The sequence below is a fragment of the Candidatus Eremiobacterota bacterium genome (assembly GCA_031082125.1).
In the GTDB taxonomy this organism is placed as follows: domain Bacteria; phylum Vulcanimicrobiota; class CADAWZ01; order CADAWZ01; family Ess09-12; genus Ess09-12.
Genome location: JAVHLM010000014.1, coordinates 66,059 through 85,420 on the forward strand (window position 1 = coordinate 66,059; position 19,362 = coordinate 85,420).

A 19,362-nucleotide genomic window follows, 5' to 3' on the forward strand; every position below is an offset into this window, starting at 1 on the left:
AGGGCGGTTTCGTAAGTGCCGCTCGTGTCCCCCTTGACGTCATCTTCCAGTGAGTGCCCGTAGGTCTGGCGGTAGGCGTTCTTGATGGCTTCGATCTGGTCCTTGTTCCGTGTGGCGAGGATGTTGATAAGGACCGTGTCATTGGTGCCCAGGCCTGCCATGGCTGAGTGGAGCGCCTCAGCGTCGGCCCTAGCAGAAGCTTCTGTCGGCCGCGCCTCGCTTCTCTGTCCCTCGAGGAGCTTCAAGAGCGTTGTCTCGTAATTGCCGCTCGTGTCGCTCTTCACATCGTTTTCCAGTGAACGGCCATAAAGCCTCTGGTATTCCTCCTTGATGAGCCTTATCTGGCTGTTGTTCCGTGAGGAGAGTATGTTGGTGAGGACCGTCTCGTTGGTTCCCGCCCCTGCCATGGCGTTGTGGAGTGCGACGGCGTCTGCCCGTGCCGAAGCCTGTGCTTCGTTGACGGGTGCCGCGGGCTGGGGAGGCGCCACGGGAGCCGGAGCAGCCACCGGTGCGGGAGTGGGAGCTGGTGCGGGAGTCGCCACAGGCGCGGGAGCCACAGACGGAGCCGGCGCGGGTGTTGCCACCGGTGCCGGTGCTGGTGTCACTGGAGTTGCAGGTGCGGGAGCCGTGGCAGGGGGTGCGTTATTAATGATGGTGAGGAGGGCGGTTTCGTAAGTGCCGCTCGTGTCCCCCTTGACGTCATCTTCCAGTGAGTGCCCGTAGGTCTGGCGGTAGGCGTTCTTGATGGCTTCGATCTGGTCCTTGTTCCGTGTGGCGAGGATGTTGATAAGGACCGTGTCATTGGTGCCCAGGCCTGCCATGGCTGAGTGGAGCGCCTCAGCGTCGGCCCTAGCAGAAGCTTCTGTCGGCCGCGCCTCGCTTCTCTGTCCCTCGAGGAGCTTCAAGAGCGTTGTCTCGTAATTGCCGCTCGTGTCGCTCTTCACATCGTTTTCCAGTGAACGGCCATAAAGCCTCTGGTATTCCTCCTTGATGAGCCTTATCTGGCTGTTGTTCCGTGAGGAGAGTATGTTGGTGAGGACCGTCTCGTTGGTTCCCGCCCCTGCCATGGCGTTGTGGAGTGCGACGGCGTCTGCCCGTGCCGAAGCCTGTGCTTCGTTGACGGGTGCCGCGGGCTGGGGAGGCGCCACGGGAGCCGGAGCCGGTGCAGGCGCGGGTGTTGCCACCGGTGCGGGAGCCGTGGCAGGCGGCTTGACTGCGGGCTGCGGAGCCACTGTTTCAACCGGCTTTGGAGAGGGAGGAGGCACTGTAACAGGTTTCGATCCGCCTGAAGACTCAGGTTGTGGTGGTGGTGGAGGTGAATAGGGCCGTTTTCCCTGGCCCTGCCTCAGCAGTTCCTGCATCCAGTTCATCTGCGCCTGCTGTTGCATAAAGATGAAGAGAAGCAGGCTCTGCATCTGCATCTGCTGCTCCATCATCATGGCCATCATCGAGCTCATTGAAGCCTGCTGCGGTGACTGGGGAAGCGGGCTCATCATCATCAATGACAGGGAAGACGAAGGCATTCCTTCCAGGAGTCCGCCGCCCTGGAAGATTTGAGCCGGGAAGGGTGTCCCGAATCTAAGCTGCTGGATGTGCCCAAGGCATCCCATATAAAAGCGGGCCGCCTGGGGAGAGACTCCGAAGCTTCCATAACGGATTTGCTGAATATGCCCAAGGCAGGTGTTATAGTAACCCTGAAGGGCCATGGCTTCTTCCATGGAGGTCGGGATCATGGCCCTGGGTGCCTCGGCAAACTGCATCTGCTGGAGCATTATTCGCTGCTGCAGGCCCGCTATGTCAGGAGAGCCTGCGGGAAAGCCTCCCTGGAATCCGCCTTGCCAGTCCATCGGTATGGTGCCCATCGTAATTCTGCTCCTTTCATATATTAAACAGTAAAAAATGTGAACACATAAAACAGTATATTTTTATTATAATATATTATAGACAATAATGCAAGTCTCTCATGGGTATTTCTCAAAAAATTTTTGTGAAAATTAACACTTCCTGTGCGGCGTAAGAAGCTCGGGCTGCCGCGGGGAACGAGGAAAATGTTGAAGGATTTGCCTCTCCGGGGAAGAAAAAACTAATCATCATAACTCATGGAGGTGGGCCATGAAAAAACCTTTCGGGGCTGCGGTAATTCTTTTCCTTTTTATCCCTCTCATGGTCCTGTCAATAAGTTGTCCGCTCTCTGCCCAGGAAAGCCTCCCCCAGCACCAGCTCAAGATAGAGGCCGACGGCGGCACTTTCGGCAAGTGGAACATAGAGGTATGGATCAATGACCAGTATGTCGGCAAGCTTGAGAAATGGGAGGACAGGGATGTCACTTCCTTCTTCAAGTGGGGAAAGAACACCGTAACCCTCAAGTCCGCCTGGACTGAGCGGACCCTGCCGGTCCGTCTCACCATAGGCGTCAAGAGGGGAGCCAAGTGGATGACTGCCTTCAACTACTCAAGGAGAGACAAGGGTGAAGAGGTGCTCAAGGAGGTTCTCACGGTGCACAAGGGTCTCCCTGCGGAACCCCTCGTGGAGGGGCAGTACATATTGAAAATAGAGGCTGACGGCGGCACCTTCGGGTCCTGGACGCTCATCCCCTCCATCAACGACCGCCAGGTGGGAACCTACCACTGCTGGGCCGACGCCGACGTGACACCCTTCATCAAGCCCGGCAGGAACAAGGCGACCATCAAGGGCCAGTGGATCAAGGATACCTATACCGTGAGGCTCACCGTGGGCAGAAATTCCGGATCGTCATGGAAGACAGTGGTAAATTTTGCCAATAAAAAAAGTGGGGCAGTGAATCAGAGCTTCTCCTTTGACGCGAAGGGCATCGGCTCGTCGTCGGCGCCCCAGAGCTTTGAGAAGAAACATATCCTCAAGGTGGAGGCCGATGGAGACACATACGGCAAGTGGGAAATCGAGGTTCTGATAAACGGCGAGCTCATGCAAACCGTCACGGCCACGACGAGCGTGGAGATCAACGAGTTCCTGAAGCCCGGGAAGAACACGGTGACTGTCAGAAGCACCTTCACCGGGGACACGCGCTTCCCCGTGAATCTCACCGTCGGCGCTGAGAAGGGTGGCAAGTGGGCGACGCTCCTCAATTACGTGAACAAGAAGAAGGGCTCCTATAAAAAGGATTTCATCATTATCGCGAGGTGAAGCAGGGGAATCCATGAGGGCACTTCCTCGCCCCTTTTCTGCGCTTTCTGGACAAGCCCGGCAATAGCCATGAGCTCTTCTTTCGCCGCTTCATTGTTTTCCCATCTTCCCGCGCAGGATCAGCTTTGTTTCATTGGAGGGCTCTTTCATCACGAGTCCCTCCGACGTGAGCAGGAAGACCCCATCGCTCTTTGAATAAGGGATTTCAGCTATCTTTCCCCTGCTTCCGCTCGAGAGATCAAGGAAAAATGATGGTTCATCGCCGGGCTGCACGACGGCATCATCTTCATGATACTGACTTCTCACCCTGTCTATACCAGGCCACAAAATTGAATAAAGATCTTCAAAGCCGTACTGGAACATGATCGAAAGGTATGGCTTCTTGAATATAAGGGGGGCATCTTCCCTCCTTGCCACCACGTTGAGGGTCCCGGCGCTCGCCATGCCGCTGAAAAAGAAGTATTTCCCGCAGGGAGAGACCTCAAGATACCGGTAATCCCACGCCCTGCCGTAAAAAGGAAGAAAGAACCTCCTGCTCCCTGTGGCAATATCACAGGCTTCCACATCGCCGTAAAAATCCTGGGGCTTGTCTGTCCTCACTCTTCTCGCATACCACATGGAGCCTTTCACCTCGAAAATGCTGATGAGATCGTCGGCTTTCCTTATCTGCCTCTCCTTCCCGGTCGCGGTGGACAGCTCCATGACCCGGTCCGATTTCTCATTGGTGATATAATAAATGGTTGAAGGCTTCTTCGTGCTCCACCGGAACTGCCTTACCGGCAGCAAGGTTGAGAGACGGCGGCACTCCCCCTTTGCGGTAAAAAGCATTATCCCCTGCTTCTCTCCGATCGCCGCCAGGGTAGAGCCGTCAGGTGACCAGGAGAGGTTATGCAGGGAGCAGTCCACCGTCGTTGAGGACATGATCCGGAGAGCACCCCAGTCAAAAAAGATCAGGGCCGTCCTGCGCATGTCCCCGGCTCTCTGGTCCGCAGTGACGGCGATAACCTTGTTCTTTTCATTCTGCACGAATCCGGAAATCTCGCCCTGAAGAACCGGAGGGGACCCGGCAGGCAGCGCCAGGGCTTTCCCCGTGGAGAGAAGGGATAAAATGAAGATCATACATGCTGACGTGATAAGGGTATGATAAAATCTCATAAGCTCTCTCCTGAGGGCGCTGTGAGGCTGGACTCGTGAGGACTTTCTATCTGAATCCCCCATGGTAATTTTTGAGGTGATCAGGCCTGACTCCTTCTTCTCATCCTCTGTCTTCATGAGGTATCCTCCGGATCCTCAGCGAGAGATTCACTTATATCGGAAAGTCATCTTGAGAGTCAAGCCAGGCGGTGATCCCGGTTTGCCCTTGTGCCTGTGGTGATCTTTTTTGAGCCCCGGCTTCTTCCTGTTTTTTCCTCAAGCGGAATGAGAGCTGACTTCGCTTATCATCGAGATGTCATGGAATTGCCGGAGCCTGCCAGGAGCCCCTTTTCATAGACCAGGAATGGAGTGCCTTCCGAGAGGGAGCCGAAGGTGAAGGTAAGATCATAGGGCGCCCTGCCCTTCACGGTGAGGGTCCGCAGGCCATGGAGGAGGTGGAGGTGGCAGGCCTCGCAGAGCACGATGAGGTTCCAGGGGTCATCGGTGCCGCCCTGGGAGCGCCTGATGATGTGATGCACGTGCAAATTCCGACGGCACCGGCAGCCGGGGGTCTGGCAGCGAAACCGGTCGCGCTTCAGGATTTTGTGATGATGGGCCGCTTTTTTCAAGGTTCCCTCAGTGACAATGTAGTCTGCCAGGAGGGCTGCAAGGAATTTCTCTTCCGGTTGGCCCAGGTTGTCGGCTGCTTCCGCGAGGGCAAGGCGGCCGAGAAAGGCATGGACCGCCAGGTTCCAGATTTCAAGGAGCTCCCGGGGGAGAAAGAATTTTATCATCATGGAGCTTCCTGCCGCCGGCGAGGGATCTCCCGCCGTGAGGATGTCCACCAGGAAGGTCTCCTCGGGATTCTCGCCCCGGGGGATGGTACAGATCTGCCGGGCTTTTTGCCCCGCACACAGCCTCGAATTTCTTTCAATTTCAAGGGAAGCCTCGGAGGCCATCATCTCATCGACATCGCTGAAGTACCTCCAGGGCGCATCAAAGCGCCTGTCGCGGCCTGCAATGAGCTTCTCGTCGTCTGACGCGAGAGGCCACGAAGAGCAAAGAGAGGGGCCCTTATACCACGAGCCATCACGTATGCAGTCCTGCACCTCCGGAGAAAGGCCCCGGAACCTCTCGTCGGTGAGATAGCGGAGGCCGGGAAGCAAAGTATAATTGTGGGAGACCAGGCAGTCATATTCAAGGATCCTGGCAACTCGCCCCGCCTCTTCCCTGAGGTCCGCCGTGGGCACGCTCGCGGCATAGGCAATCCACTGCGATTCATTCCTGGAGTCCACCAGGGGGAGAATGAGGCGCGCCTGCTCCCTGGTGATGACGCCCTTCCTGAAGGCGTCTTCGGTGAGTGAGTGGCGGCGGAAGCCCAGGGCGAGCCTTATGAGCTGGCGGGTCTGCGCCATCGAGAAGCCGCAGCGCTCACCTGCATAGTCCTCGATGAACTCAAAGCCGAGAAGGCGGTTGAGCTGCCGCTCATCCATCGCCCGCAGGAGCATCCCCGCGGCCACCTCGAGCCTCTGGCGGATAGAGGCGCCCCTCCGGAGGCGATTCGCAATCGCCCTGGCGGAGACCCCGGCGTCTTCCCTGCCCGGCCGGCACTCTTCGAGCCACGACGGGAAATGGATGCTCCAGGGCAGCTCCCAGGGAGAGCCGCCGGTCTGCTCCCCGCCGTCCGCTCCGCCGGCCTCATCGGGATCGCTGATGCAGCGGTTTCCCCTCCGCCTCTTCATAAGGGGCTCCCGGGAAAATATGGGGCGATTTCCCTCGGCATCAAGGGCCGGAAGCTGCGGATCAGAGTTCCCCGAGGCCAGGAAGTTCGCGAGAAGCGCCTCGACGAATCCTGAAAGAGGCCCGTCATAGTGCTCCCTGTCCCTGAAGAGGGAGAGGGCGAAGTCCCAGGTGAGGGCAAGGGAGGGCGCCACGCTGAAATATAGCATCATGCCTTCATCCCCAGCTTCGGGAGCGTCGTCGGAAGGGTTCGCCGATCCGGCCTTTTCTCCCGCGAGGGCCCTTTTCACTTCCCGCTCAAGGCCGCCCAGGGAGCGCACCTCTGCAATGGCGAGCCACCAGGGCTCATTCTCAGGCGTGATGACCCTCGAGAGAGATCTCAGGGCGCTCTTCGCGATTTTTCCCTCAAGATAAGCCTCCCTGGTGAGGGGGAGCACCTTGAGGAGCTCGAAGTTGTGCATCAGCTCCGACGCGGTGCGCCCCGAGAACGAGAGATGCTCCGTGGCGAAGACTCCCATGGAGCGGTATCCTAACTGATCAACCCCTTTCGTTTTAAGAGTGACAAGAAGGCCCCCAAGCACAATGTCCAGTGCCTGGCGGCTGCGGACTGCCTCACAGAGCAGAAAATCAATGCGCGCTGCCCGTTCGTCCCTGTCGATGGAGCCGAAGGTGATATCCTCCGTGAGCTTTTCGGCTTCGGGGATGAGGCCCTCCCTGGCGATCTTGACGAGGTGCTCAGGCCTGCAGGGGGTCCCAGAGGGAAGCTCATGAGGCTCAGGAAGAAGGAGCATATCCTCGTAATCCTTGCAGGACAATGGATCACCGAGGTGAAGAAGCTCTTCTTCATCGGGGAGAAAAAGGGCAGCAACGGATTGGGAATCATGCGTATCCATAATTATATAATAGCATATTGGTGGATAAATATCAAACAGGTCATCTGCTATAAACCTCATCACAACAGTGTTTAAAGGCCTTCACTGAATGCCATCCAGAGGGCCTGAAAGGGGCGATGAGGTTAAAAATGACTCTGAATGCCATAATGCGGCACTGAGCGTAGGATTGGGCCGGTTTCCCCGTGTTTCAGACGTGGCTGAAGGCGGGCGGAATGTGTTTCGTGAAAAAAATTTATGACTCGTGACTCTGCCTGTCGATTCCCCGGAAAGCGGATCCGGAAAGGTCAGAAACGAAAATCAGCCGGCCACAGTTTTTCAGTGGAGAACGTTCATGTGGAGTGAGCGTCTGCCCCCCCTGTTTGAGACTGATTTCAAACCCTGAAGTTTTGGGATCGTCAGCACTCTCCTGGGGGAGGGGTTATGTCACTGCCCTGGTGCAGGCTCAGAAAACAAGCGTTTCAAAGAGCTGCGAGGGATCGAGCCTCGAGGGAGCCGTGCAGTAGGGGGCGAGGAGCCTGAAAAACTCTTCTGCCTCAAAGGCAATCTCGGGGGCAATGACTCCTTTCTCCTTGACTTTTCCTCTCAGAAAGAGAAGGGTGCCCAGGGCAAGCGGGATCCCCGTCGCCTCGGCCATACCGGGCGGAATCGCCTTGATGGAGGAAGCGGCGCGGGCCTCTTTTTCCCCTTTCCTGCCTTGTGCGATGACAAAGAACAGTGGCAGCCTCGGCGTCAACAAGCGGTCTGCACCTACAATGACATCCAGAATCGGATTGCTCTCAGAAGATTTTCTTACAAGCTCTTTTGAAGCCTCTTCCAGAGTCATTTCATTACGGTCAATCGACTGCGCCAGTCCTCTGAAAGTCCCTATCAGCATCTCCGGCATCACCATCACGCAGATGGACCTCTTCAGGTCAGGATAAGAATAGTGAAATGATACGGGCTCGGGATGTCCCACGGTGAATACCTTTCTTTTTCCTCTGCCGGGATACTCAAGCTCGACGTCCTGAAGAGGCTTTTTCTCCACGAGTCTTCCCCCGTCGCATTCCAGAACAGTCCCGGAACACTGCTGCATCCAGTGAACCACGGCAGCAGAAAAGCCTAATTTATCCTTATCCTCTTCAATATTCCATCCTGCAATCAGTTCCTGGGTTTCATCAAGCGCGGCCCTCGCCGTCTGCGAGAGCATGCTCGTGATGCCGGGGCTTGCACCAAGGCCCACAATGGCGGTGACGCCCTTTTCCCTGGCCTTCTCATGGAGTTCATGCATGTCCCTGGTAGGCTCAGGGTCATCGCATATGTCAAGATAATTCACTCCCGCTTCAAGAGCGGCCTCAAGGATTCCAAGGCCGAAACGGAAAAATGGCCCGACACAGTTCATCACCACATCGGCTTCCCTCATCAATGAGACAAGAGCCGGGCGGTCTGTCACGTTTATGGCGGCTGCCTTTGCCTTGTGCCCGCAGTCTGCAGCCACTCTGCCAGCGGCATCGATACTTAAATCAGCAACGATGAGGCTCTCAACTTCATCAAAGGAGGAAGCTGTCTTTGCCGCCACGTGGCCCATTGCACCGGCCCCAAGTGCCAGGACTCTCTTTTTCTGCATATCTTACCTCGCTTCATGGATTATTCTCCTCACTCTGATTATCCATAACCGTGGTGCCTTCCTGCTCAAAAACCATGGTCGGCGGCTCTCAAGCCCGCGCGTGAGAGTGTGAAAGCGGTGAGGGGGAGTGGTACTTTTCATCGCGCAGGAATCCTTTCCGGGAAAATGAATATTCATGGAAGACACCGCAGGCCTCTCTTCACTTCCGGCAGGCGGAATAAGACCACCTGGAGGGCACTCTCATGAACAAGATATTGACGGCTGTTATGGTCTTTTGCTTTCTCTCAATTATAGCCACCTGCGCTCTGGCGGCAGAACTTCAGGACCTTCAGACGGCCATCATGAAGGCTGATTATGACAAGGTGGAAGCCCTTGTCAAAGCTCACCCCGCGCTTGTCAAGGAGAAGGAGAAGGACGGGAGGACGCCCCTTCACTGGGCCGTAGCGGTAAGAAACAAGGCCCTCGTGGAATATCTCCTTGCGCAGGGCGCCGATGTCGATGCCCAGGACCGTGACGGAAAATCGCCCCTCGTGTTTGCCGCCTATGAGGGGAGCCTTCCCATTGTGGAACTCCTTGTGAGCAAAGGGGCAAGCGTCAACGATCAGGATACTACAGGGAGGGCGCCGATTCACTGGGTGAGAAAAAAGGAGGTGGCAGAGTACCTCCTCAAGCATGGCGCCGATATGGGGGATAAGACCAACGAAGGGCAGACACCGCTTGAGTTTGCCGCGCTTGACGGCAACGCAGCTCTCGTGGGATTTTTCCTTGACTCCGGTGCAAAGGTTGACAACATTGACAACGAGGGAAGGACGCCTCTCCACGTGGTGGCCCTGGGAGGCTCCAGGGGAATCGCGGAGCTGCTGCTGAAAAAGGGCGCCAAGGTCAATGCCCGCACCTCGAATGGAAAGACTCCCCTTGATTTCGCCGCCCACGAGGGGAACGTGGAGATGGCAAAGCTCCTTATCGAGAAAGGGGCAGAGGTGAACTCAAAAGACGGCAAGGGAAGAACGCCCCTTTTTGAAGCCGCCATAGCGGGCTCGCCAGAAGTGGTCTCTCTGCTGTTGGAGCACGGTGCCGATAAAGGGCTCCGTGACAATTACGGCTTCATGGCCATTCATGCCGCCGCCAGCGGGGGCTCGAAAGAAGTGCTGGAGAAGCTCGTGGTGCAAGGCGCTGATGTCAACGACTGCAAGAATAACGAGGCTGTCACGCCCCTCATGGTCGCCGCCTTCGGCGGCCATAAGTCTCTGGCGGAGTATCTGATAGAGAAAAAAGCCGACCTGACCTTGATGGATAAGGATGGCTATACAGCCCTTCATGAAGCCATACTCCAGGGGCACAAGGATGTGGTGCTCCTCCTTATTGAAAAAGGCGCCGATGTCAACCAGAAGGACAGCAAGGGGAGAACACCCCTGAAGCTTGCCGCCGACGAGAAACGCAAGGATATCGCGAACCTCCTGAAGGAAAAGGGAGGCAGGGAGTGAGTCAGGGGGTGACGCCCGGCGGAGGGGCGTTGTTGTAAATCGCCGGGGTGTTGTAGTAATATCCCCAACGGTTATAGTAGCGGTAAGGCGCCGAGGAGGGAAGGAGGATAGTCTTGAAGGAGCTTTCATAGGCGCTCGGGTTTTGAAAGGGCTTCATACCATAATCCGACCGGGGCTGCTGATCAAAGCCCCAGCCATTGCCGCCGCCTGACGACGAAGGCACCTGGTAGCTTTTCGCAGAGAAATCGGGGATGATGCCCCGGCTCTGGCAGCGGAAATCCCAGGGAGCCACGGGATTTTCTTCTGCCCACAGGCCCTTTTTCTCTTTCTTCGCATCCTCTACGGCAGCTTGAAGCGAAGGCTCATAGGTCGCCTTTTTGTCATACCATGCAAGGCCGGCTTTCGCAAGGTCGAGCGACACATCTTTCCCATCGACAGTGACCCGGCTTACCAGTCGTCTGCTGTGATCCACGGACTTCACGTCAATAAAGGCATCTTTGCCCACCAGGAGCCCCCTGACATAATCCTGCGCCTCCGCTCCGGAGGCCTGGCCTATCTCGGGGCACTCTATCCCGTAGAACTTCACGCTCACCTCCCGGTCATCTCTCCTTACAAGGATATTGGTGCCGTCAAGGGCCGACAGCACTTTCCCCGTGAAGGATTCAGCCCGGGCCCACCGGGGTGCAAGAAGGAGGCATAAAAGCACGAATATGCAGACCTTTTTCATAGGGCTCTCTCTCCAGTATTCCATGGTTTTCCTATCATAGCACATGAGAAAAAGAAAGGCAATGAAACAGAGGATTCGGATTTTTCTCAGCGGCGGCTTGAAAAGCGGGCTCCTATTTTTCCCCGGGCTGCGCGGCTTTCCATTCACGGACCTCAGCCTGGACCTGCAGCTGCTCTTTTTTCAGGGCCTCCGCAGCTTCCTGGCTCTTCACCATCTTGTAGGTGCTCAGCGATCCCATGAGGGCTCCTGCGCCTGCACCGATTCCCAGGCCCACAAGGACGCCGCCCACGAGGGGGCCGAAGATGAGGCCGAGGGGGGCGAGGGAGAGTGCCCCCGCAAGGGCGCCAAGGCTCACCTTGCCCTTGGTGCCTATTTTGTTTTTCACTGAAGGCCCAAGCTTCTTGGTGGCGGCGTTGGCTATGTCATCGGTGGCGTTCCTCATGATCTGACGAACGGGAGGTCCCGCGACGGCTCCTGCCGCTCCCACGAGCGCCCCGGTGACTGCGCCTGTGGCCATGCCGGCAGGCCCTCCGAAGACACCGGTAAGAGCCCCGGTGACAAGGCCCGCAAGGGCGCCAAGTAGTGCCCGCCCTATGGGCTTAGCGGCCTTGCCGCCTATTCCTCCCGCGGCAGCTCCGGCTATCATCATGGTGGGATTTCCAGTCACAGTACCGGCGAGCATGCCGGTGAGGTAGCCTCCGTACACCCCGTCGCGGGTAGTGGATTTCCTGCTTCCTGACAGGGTGCCGGCCACGCCCGAGAGACCGCCCAGGATTCCCCCTGCCACAAGGGTTGTGGCGGCGACAGGGGCCCCGGCCACTGCGGCAATTCCCGCAAGGGCAAGAGTGCTCACGGCGGCACCGACGGCGGCGCCGTTTCCAATGGCTTTCATGAAGGAGCCCTGGGAGATGAACTTGTCGCCGAGTCTCCTGGCAAAGCGGATATCCTCTTTCCCCGGCACGATGGCGTTGATCATCTTATCAACGCCCCTGCAGACCGCGGGGAGCACTGAGCCTTCTTCGCCGGCCTTGACGCCCAGGTAGCCGCCTACGGCACCGGCTGCCGATACGACGGGGCCGCCGGCAATAAAGCCTTCCACTGCGCCGGCGATTGACGCCGAGACAGGCGAGGATTCGCCGAGATCTTCCTGCGTTTCTGGTCGGGGCTTGGCATACTCCTTGATCTTCGAAGGAATGCTGCCTATGGTGTGGCCGACGCTCTTCATATCCATGATTTCAAGTCTCCCGGGAATAAACTCTTCCTTTTCCTATTATCTCAGATAGAGAGCTCTCCTGTAAATATGCTGATGTTAAATAAATGTTAATCTTTGGGCGTATGGGGGAAGGAGGGGCATGATATATCGAGAATATGTCTTCGTCATTTCTTAAGCCCGGGAGAAGTCTCGCCGGGAAATCCGCTTTCAAGGAGGTAATGCCTTGAGCAAGGCATGGTATGGTCTTCTTATAATCGTGATTCTCTGGAGCGCTGCAGCCCCCCTTTCTGCAGGGCCTCTCTCGTACCGCAAGTTTGTCCATGGGAAGTATGTGTATGACACGGTATGGGTCGATCTCTCAAGCAAGAACGTGAAGATCACCATCCAGGTCCCCAGGGGCTTTCCCATGAAGAGCGCAGGCTTCGGGGGCCTTGTGAGGTATTCCCGGCCTGCGGCGGCCATCACAGGGACTTACTTCAACATGGCCTCCCATATCCCCGTAGGCGACCTGGTCATGTTCGGGTCTCTCATCCACTATGGGGGGGTGGGCACTGCCATGGCTATAACGCCCCAGAACGAGGTGACCTTTGCGAGGGTGCCTCAGGGTTTTTCTCTTGAGTGGGGAAAACACGAGACGGTTCTCGCGGCGGGACCCACCCTTCTCAGAAAGGGCTTCAAGGACATCAATCCTGAGATGGAAGGTTTCTCCGACAGGCGCATTACCGGCATGGCAAAGCGCTGCGCAGTGGGAGCTACCGCTGACAGGAAGCTCATCCTTCTTGCAAGCAGGGGGGCTGTCTCGCTCTCAGAGCTTGCCGGGGCTTTCAAGGCCCTGGGCTGCACCGACGCGATGAACCTTGACGGCGGCGGGTCTTGTGCCCTCTATTACCGGGGCTCCTCCCTGAAGACCACTTCCAGGGGCCTCACCAATATCCTGGTCATCTTTGACTCCCCGGGGGCTTACGATGCCTATCGAAAACAATGCGGCTACGATTTTTACCGGACGGGAACGTCTTTTCTCCAGAAGGGGAAGCTTTTCCAGGCGATGATCAATTACCGGGGTGCCTGCGCCGCTGATTCCACCAATGCCCGCTATTACAGGGAGCTTGCCGGGGTCTATGAAAGGCTGAAATGGCCTGTCTGGGCTTCCTGGGCATATTCCAGGGCTGCCTCCGTCTATGACGGGAAAGGAAAGCCCGATGAAGCGCTCAGGTACTACAGGAAGGCCCTGGCGCTCTCGGATCTGAATCCCGAGGCTCAGGGGTGGATGGCAGACTATTACCGGAGAGCAGGCGACGAGGACCGCTTTGCAGCCGCCCGCCAGCTCGCATGCGGGGCTTTCTTCCTCAAGACCGCCCTTTCAGATGATTTCTATAACCCCCGTGAAGCCGACATAATGGGGCAGGCTCTCTCATGGCAGAAGGAGGCTCCCGGGGTGCTCCGTGAGGATACCTTCGGGATGAGGCTCCGCCTCCCCGAGGGGTACGAGATTGCCTACCAGAAGCCTTTTTTCATGCTCGCGAGGGAAAAGGATCCCTACAACCTCTCCTTCATCACCGTGGAAGCCATAAAGTCCGAAATCTTTGTGGACCTCCAGAAGACAGTGGATCTTCTCAATGAGAAGAGAAGAGGACCATGGAAACCTCTTGGCACCAGACAGGTCTCCGGCTTTGAGAGCATCGAGGGGCTCAGCGAGAAGATTGTGATCCAGGGGGAACCCTGGACTTTTGCCTCCAGTTATATAAAAAGGAGCAAGTGGGTCTTCGTGGTGACCCTTGGCGCCCCTGAGAAGGATTTCTCATCCCTCAAGACCTATTTCGAGGAAGTGATGGGTTCCCTGTCACTTGATAAGGATTTCAAGCCATTCCAGTAATGCACCAGCAGGGTATCGGGAACGCAAAGCGGCCCGGTAAACACCGAGCCGCTGCAATAACTCCAAAGAGGCCTTAAAGCCTATGATACGGTGCAGAGCTCGCGCTCACTGCCTGTAAAGAGCTTCCGCTCCCATTCCCTGTAACACTTCATCAATGAGTCCTCAAGGGGCTCTCCCTCTCCTGCGGGAAGACCGTCAAGGGAGTAGGGCATCAGGCGGGCCTTACCGCTCTCGCAGGGGAATCTCCCCTTGAAGAGCGCTTCCGATGACGCAGATGAGCCATAGGGCATGAGAGCCTTTATCTCACGGGAGAGAGCCTTCTCTGATATATCCAGCGGATGGCCCATGCGCTGCGCCAGATCACTGATGACCTTCAGGGTGGTTTTGCCGCCGGGAGGGCTCATGAGAGCTTTGAAGCGCTGCACTTTCCCGTCAAAGCGGGTGAAGCTTCCCCCGCTCTCGATGGAGGCCGAGAGGGGAAGTACCACGTGGGCCTTGCCTGTCGTCTCGGTAGGGAAGATATCGAAGGCTCCCACGAAGGAAAGGTGGGCCATCGAGCCCGCAAGGGACTCCCCTGCCATGGGATTTTCTCCGAACACGATGACGGCTTTAAGCTTCTTGAGCTGTTCTCTCGTCATCGGCTTTCTTCCGGCGCCGATGAGGGATAAGCCTGCGCTGTTGCATTGCTCATTGACAAGCAGGAGGCCAGAGCCGCTTTTCCCGATTGACCCGGTGAGGAGAAGGAGGCTTGCAAGAGCTTCAATATCGCCGGTCGAGCGGTCGATGGTGCTGTCGGTGTCATACACTGCAATAATTTTTCCGCGATCTTTCGAGAGAAGCTTTACCAGGGCGGCGATATCGGCAGGAGGTATCCCTGTAAGGGATGCCGTGGCCTCGGGGGTGAACGGCGAGAGAAAGGCCGAGAACTCTTCAAATCCCTCGGTCTTCCCGGCAACATACTTGCGGTCAAAGCGGCTTCCCTTCACCATCTCATGCATCAATGCCGTGAGGAGCTGCGTCATTGAGCCTCTCCGGGGCTGGATCCACAGGTCGGCCTCGCGGCAGAGGTTTATTTTCCTCGAGCCTACGACCACAAGGCGCGCTCCCCTGTTCCGGGCCTCCCTGATGCGCCATCCGAAGGAGGGATGGCTTTCCTCGGGGTTGCTGTTTATGACGACTATCAGCCTGGCTTTATCCAGGGCTTCCACCGAGGTCGTTGACGAGGTTCTTCCCAGGCGGGAATCAAGACCATGGGAATCTCTTCCCGAAGCTATCTCATTGAAAGAACCAATGTTCGCTGTACCCAGCACCTCCCGGGCAAGCTTCATGCCCGCGTAAAGCTCCTCGTTGGTGAGCCTGGGCGACAGAAAGACTGCCAGCGAGTCGGAGCCCGAGCTTCTTTTTATCTCCATGATCTTCTCCACTGTATGATCAAGGGCTCTTTCCCATGAGGCGGTGGTAAGTGTTCCCTTCTCTCTCACCATGGGCTTTTTAAGGCGCTCACCGGTGAAAAGAAGGGGGCTTCCGAAGCGTCCCCTGATGCAGAGGTAATCGCCGGCTCCTGTCTTCCTGTCGCGGGCTCCCTCTATTCTCACGTCCCTTCCGAAGCTCCGTGTCCTGAGGCGGCACCCTGCGGCGCAGAAGCTGCAGATCGTCTCATGCTCCTTCACCAGGTCCCCTGCACGGGCCAGGAGGGGCTCCTTGGCCACAAGCGCGCCTGTGGGGCAGGAATCTATGCAGTTGCCGCAGGCCACGCATGAGGTCTCTGCAAGAGGCCTTTCCATGGCCGGTAGAAGAGTGGTGATGAAGCCCCGCCCCACGAAGCCTACGGCACCGTCGCCGATTATGTTGGTGCAGGTTTTTATGCAGCGCCCGCACTTTATGCACTTGGCAGGCTCTATGATGATGAGGGGATGGCGCATATCGGCACGGTCGTTGCGTGTCTGGCCTTTATAGCGGTCAGGCTTCGCGCCATACTCTTCGCCGTATTTCCTGAGGTCGCAGATCTCAGCTTTCAGGCAGCCGCAGGTGAGGCACCGCTCTATTTCATGCTCCACGGCCTGCGGGGAGAGCCCGAGCTCCACTTCGTTGAAGTCCTTTGTCCTCTCCTTTGCGGACCTTTCCGGCATCCTTTCTCTTGACGAGTGCGAAACAGAGCTGAAATAGCCCGTCGAAAGGGGAATAAGGGCTTCCCTTGCAGCGCTGAAAGTGATGGAGCTCTCTTTCTTCCCCTCGAGGCTCTCCATGATTCGGAACGCCGCTTTTCTCCCGGCGGCGATGCCTTCAATCACCGTGGCGGGACCGCTCACCACGTCACCGGCGGCGTAGACGCCGCCGATATTCGTTTCGAGCACTTCCGACACGGCGATACATCCTTTCTTGTTCACGTCAAGGCAGGCCATCTCGCCTTCAGCAATCTTCTCCTTGTCCACAAGGGGGTACTGCCCGATGGCGGCGAGGATGCAGTCGCATTTCTCGACAGACTCCGAGCCCTGGACGGGGACAGGCCTCCTGCGGCCGCTCGCGTCAGGCTCGCCCAGCTTCATCTCCTGAAGCTCCAGGCCCCGGACTCTCCCTTCGGGGCCTGTCACCACCTTGAGAGGCGCCACGAGGAATCGGAACTTCACCCCTTCATGGCGGGCTGCCTCTATCTCTTCGTGGTGGGCGGGCATTTCTGCCTCGGTCCTGCGGTACATGATTATCACTTCATTGGCACCAAGCCTCAGCGCTGTCCGCGAGGCATCGATAGCAGTATTCCCGCCGCCGATAACGAGGACCTTCCCTTTCAGTTCCGTGAGGCTCCCCTCCGAGGCCTGCCTCAGTACTTCAAGGCCCGTGAGGACACCAGGGGCATCCTCGCCCGGTATGCTCATCGCGCTGGCGCCCCAGGCGCCAATGGTCATGATGACGGCATCGTGATCCTTCTTGATCCTGTCGAGGGAGAGCTCCCTGCCAAGCCGCATCCCGCAGCGGATCTTGACACCGAGCCTCTCTATCGAGGCTATCTCTTCGTCTATGAGCTCCCTGGGAAGGCGGTACGCCGGGATGCCGTAGCGGAGCATCCCGCCCGCGAAGGGCATGGCTTCATAGATAGTCACCGAATAGCCTTCCCGTGCAAGGTAGTAAGCAGCCGAGAGGCCTGCGGGACCTCCTCCCACTATGGCCACGGAATGGTCCTTGGGGCCTTTCCTGCGTGGGCGGTATGAGCGCCCTTCATTTGATTCCGCAGCAAAGCGCTTGATGTGGTCAATGGCCACGGGGTCGTCCACGTTCTGCCTCGTGCAGCCCACCTCGCACTCTCTCACGCACACTCTCCCGCAGATGATTGGGAGAGGGTTCTTTTCCTTGATGAGCTCCACGGCCTCGCGGTAAAGACCTTTGCGGGTAAGGGAAAGGTACCCCTGAATGTCGATGCCTGCGGGGCAGCGCATGGCGCAGGGGCTCACGCAGTCGGCGGGGTGATCGGAGAACAGGAGCTCCAGACATGCCCTCCGGGCTTCCAGGACTTTCTCTGTTCTTGTGTGGACCACCATGCCCTGCACGACTTTCGTGCTGCACGAGGGCGAGAGTGTCCGGGCCCCTTCGACCTCCACGACGCAGAGGAAGCAGGCGGTGATGGGCTCGAGCCTCTCTTCATAGCAGAGGGTGGGAATGTCGTCCAATCCATGATCCCGGACGACCTGCAGGATAGTCCTGTCGCTCTGGGCTTCAACGGTTTTTCCATTTATTGTCAGGGTGACTGGTGCCATTGTCTATTGTTCCTCTCTTTCCTAAATCGCGGTGACGGCTGAGAACGGGCATACGGATCTGCAGATGCCGCATTTCACGCAGAGCTCTCCCGAAATGACATGGGCCTTCTTTTTCTCACCGGTGATGGCCCCGGTCGGGCATTTGCGGGTGCAGAGGCCGCATCCCTGGCAGAGCTCGCTGCTAATCTCGTAGCGGATCAATGCCCTGCAGTAATGGGCCGGGCAGCGCCCCTCGATGTGGGCCCTGTACTCGTCGGCGAAGTACTGCAGGGTGGTGATGACAGGGTTGGGGGCCGTCTGGCCAAGCCCGCACAGCGAAGTGGATTTCACCTTCTGGGCCAGGTCCTCGAGGATCCTGAGGTCCTCCTCTTTGCCTTTCCCGGCAACGAGCCTGTCAAGTATCTCGAGCATCCTTTTCGTTCCTATCCTGCAGAAGACGCACTTGCCGCATGACTCGTTCTGGGTGAAGGAGATGAAGAAGCGGGCCACTTCCACCATGCAGGTCGTGTCATCCATCACGATCACGCCGCCGGAGCCCATGATTGCCCCGGTCTGGGTGATACGCTCATAGTCCACCGGCGTGTCAATAAGGCTCGTGGGAACGCATCCGCCGGAGGGACCGCCGAGCTGAAGAGCCTTGAGGGGGCGATCATTCACTATGCCTCCGCAGACCTGGTAAATGATGTCCCTGAGGGTGATTCCCATCTCCACCTCAATAAGGCCCGACCGCTTGATTTTTCCCGCCATGGCAAAGACTTTGGTGCCCCGCGAGCGGTCTATTCCCATCACGCCGAAAGCATCGCCGCCATTGAGGATTATCCAGGGAATATTGGCAAGGGTCTCTACATTGTTGATGGTCGTGGGATGTCCCCAGAGCCCCTTCTGCGCAGGGAAGGGAGGCCTCACGCGGGGCATCCCCCTGCGGCCCTCGATGCTGGCGATGAGAGCTGTCTCCTCGCCGCACACAAAGGCACCGGCCCCTTCCTTCAGCTTCAGGGTGAAGGAAAAACCGGAGCCCAGGATGTCTTTTCCCAGGAATCCCATCGCACTGGCGTCCTTGATGGCCTTCCTGAGGCGCTTCACGGCCAGCGGATACTCGGCCCTCACGTAGATGTAGCCCTCGGAGGCTCCCGTCGTGTAGGCGCCTACGAGCATTCCCTCAATGACCGAGTGGGGGTCGCCTTCAAGCACCGAGCGGTCCATGAAGGCTCCGGGGTCGCCCTCGTCGCCGTTGCAGATAAAGTATTTCTTTGAGCCTGGCGCCTCATGGGCGAACTTCCACTTCATCCACGTGGGAAAGCCTGCTCCTCCTCTTCCCCTGATCCCCGATTTTTTCACCACCTCGACGATGGTCTCGGGAGTCCAGTGGTTCTCGAGGATTTTCCTGATGGCCTCATAGCCTCCATGGGCTATATACTCATCAATGGAGGAAGGGTTGATGATGCCGCAGTTCCTGAGGACAATCCTTTTCTGCCGGGCAAAGAAAGAATCGTCGTCACGGGCCTTGTGGTCCTTCACGATCCATTCCTCAACGGGGCTGTGGCCCATGATGTCCTCTTCCAGGATGCGGCTCACTCTCTTGGGTGTCACTTCCCCGTAGATTCGTGATCGGCCGTTGTCCCGGATCTCCACGAGGACCTCCCGGTAGCACATCCCGCAGCAGCCTGTCTCCTCGACGGGAATCTCAAGATCCCGCTCCTTGACCTCTTTTTTCAGCGCTTCCATTACAGAAAGGGCTCCTGCCGAGATCCCGCAGGTGCCGGTGCCGACTAGAATTTTCATGG

General features: G+C 57.6%; 11 protein-coding genes. 3 read left to right on the forward strand and 8 right to left on the reverse strand.

The window, feature by feature from the left end:
- The coding region (locus tag RDV48_16160) for an annexin (GenBank protein MDQ7824337.1) at positions 1-1,862 on the reverse strand (1,862 nt) is incomplete at its 3' end.
- Positions 1,863-2,112: 250 nt separating this feature from the next.
- Between RDV48_16160 and RDV48_16165 the strand changes: the two genes are divergently transcribed.
- Positions 2,113-3,162, forward strand: a complete 1,050-nt coding sequence (locus RDV48_16165) for a hypothetical protein (GenBank protein MDQ7824338.1) — start codon at positions 2,113-2,115, stop codon at positions 3,160-3,162.
- Positions 3,163-3,252: 90 nt separating this feature from the next.
- Here RDV48_16165 and RDV48_16170 read toward each other — a convergent pair whose 3' ends face one another.
- The 3 genes from RDV48_16170 to RDV48_16180 form a co-directional block, all read right to left on the reverse strand.
- Positions 3,253-4,317, reverse strand: a complete 1,065-nt coding sequence (locus RDV48_16170; protein MDQ7824339.1) for a hypothetical protein — start codon at positions 4,315-4,317, stop codon at positions 3,253-3,255.
- A gap of 284 nt (positions 4,318-4,601) precedes the next feature.
- Complete coding sequence (locus RDV48_16175; GenBank protein ID MDQ7824340.1) at positions 4,602-6,929, reverse strand: HNH endonuclease signature motif containing protein; 2,328 nt, start codon at positions 6,927-6,929, stop codon at positions 4,602-4,604.
- A 442-nt stretch (positions 6,930-7,371) separates the two neighbouring features.
- Positions 7,372-8,532: a saccharopine dehydrogenase NADP-binding domain-containing protein gene (locus RDV48_16180; GenBank protein ID MDQ7824341.1), complete on the reverse strand. Its 1,161-nt coding sequence runs from the start codon at positions 8,530-8,532 to the stop codon at positions 7,372-7,374.
- Between the two features lie 242 nt (positions 8,533-8,774).
- On the opposite strand from RDV48_16180, the gene RDV48_16185 reads away from it, so the two are divergent.
- A complete protein-coding gene (locus tag RDV48_16185; protein ID MDQ7824342.1) occupies positions 8,775-10,016 on the forward strand; it encodes an ankyrin repeat domain-containing protein in 1,242 nt (413 codons plus the stop codon).
- A gap of 1 nt (position 10,017) precedes the next feature.
- Here RDV48_16185 and RDV48_16190 read toward each other — a convergent pair whose 3' ends face one another.
- Both RDV48_16190 and RDV48_16195 read right to left on the reverse strand, forming a co-directional pair.
- Entirely contained in the window at positions 10,018-10,743 is a 726-nt protein-coding gene (locus RDV48_16190; protein ID MDQ7824343.1) for a thermonuclease family protein, read from the reverse strand.
- 112 nt (positions 10,744-10,855) lie between these two features.
- Positions 10,856-11,974, reverse strand: coding sequence for a hypothetical protein (locus RDV48_16195; GenBank protein MDQ7824344.1), 1,119 nt, complete (start codon positions 11,972-11,974; stop codon positions 10,856-10,858).
- Positions 11,975-12,179: 205 nt separating this feature from the next.
- Here RDV48_16195 and RDV48_16200 point away from each other — a divergent pair, with 205 nt between their 5' ends.
- Positions 12,180-13,829 carry a phosphodiester glycosidase family protein gene (locus RDV48_16200; GenBank protein MDQ7824345.1) on the forward strand — a complete coding sequence of 550 codons (1,650 nt, stop codon included), beginning with the start codon at positions 12,180-12,182 and terminating at the stop codon, positions 13,827-13,829.
- Between the two features lie 80 nt (positions 13,830-13,909).
- Here RDV48_16200 and RDV48_16205 read toward each other — a convergent pair whose 3' ends face one another.
- Positions 13,910-17,578, reverse strand: a complete 3,669-nt coding sequence (locus RDV48_16205; GenBank protein MDQ7824346.1) for an FAD-dependent oxidoreductase — start codon at positions 17,576-17,578, stop codon at positions 13,910-13,912.
- Positions 17,579-17,599: 21 nt separating this feature from the next.
- The gene (locus tag RDV48_16210; protein MDQ7824347.1) at positions 17,600-19,360 is read right to left on the reverse strand and encodes an NADH-quinone oxidoreductase subunit NuoF; all 1,761 of its coding nucleotides are present in this window, start codon (positions 19,358-19,360) and stop codon (positions 17,600-17,602) included.
- Between the last annotated feature and the right edge of the window lie 2 nt (positions 19,361-19,362).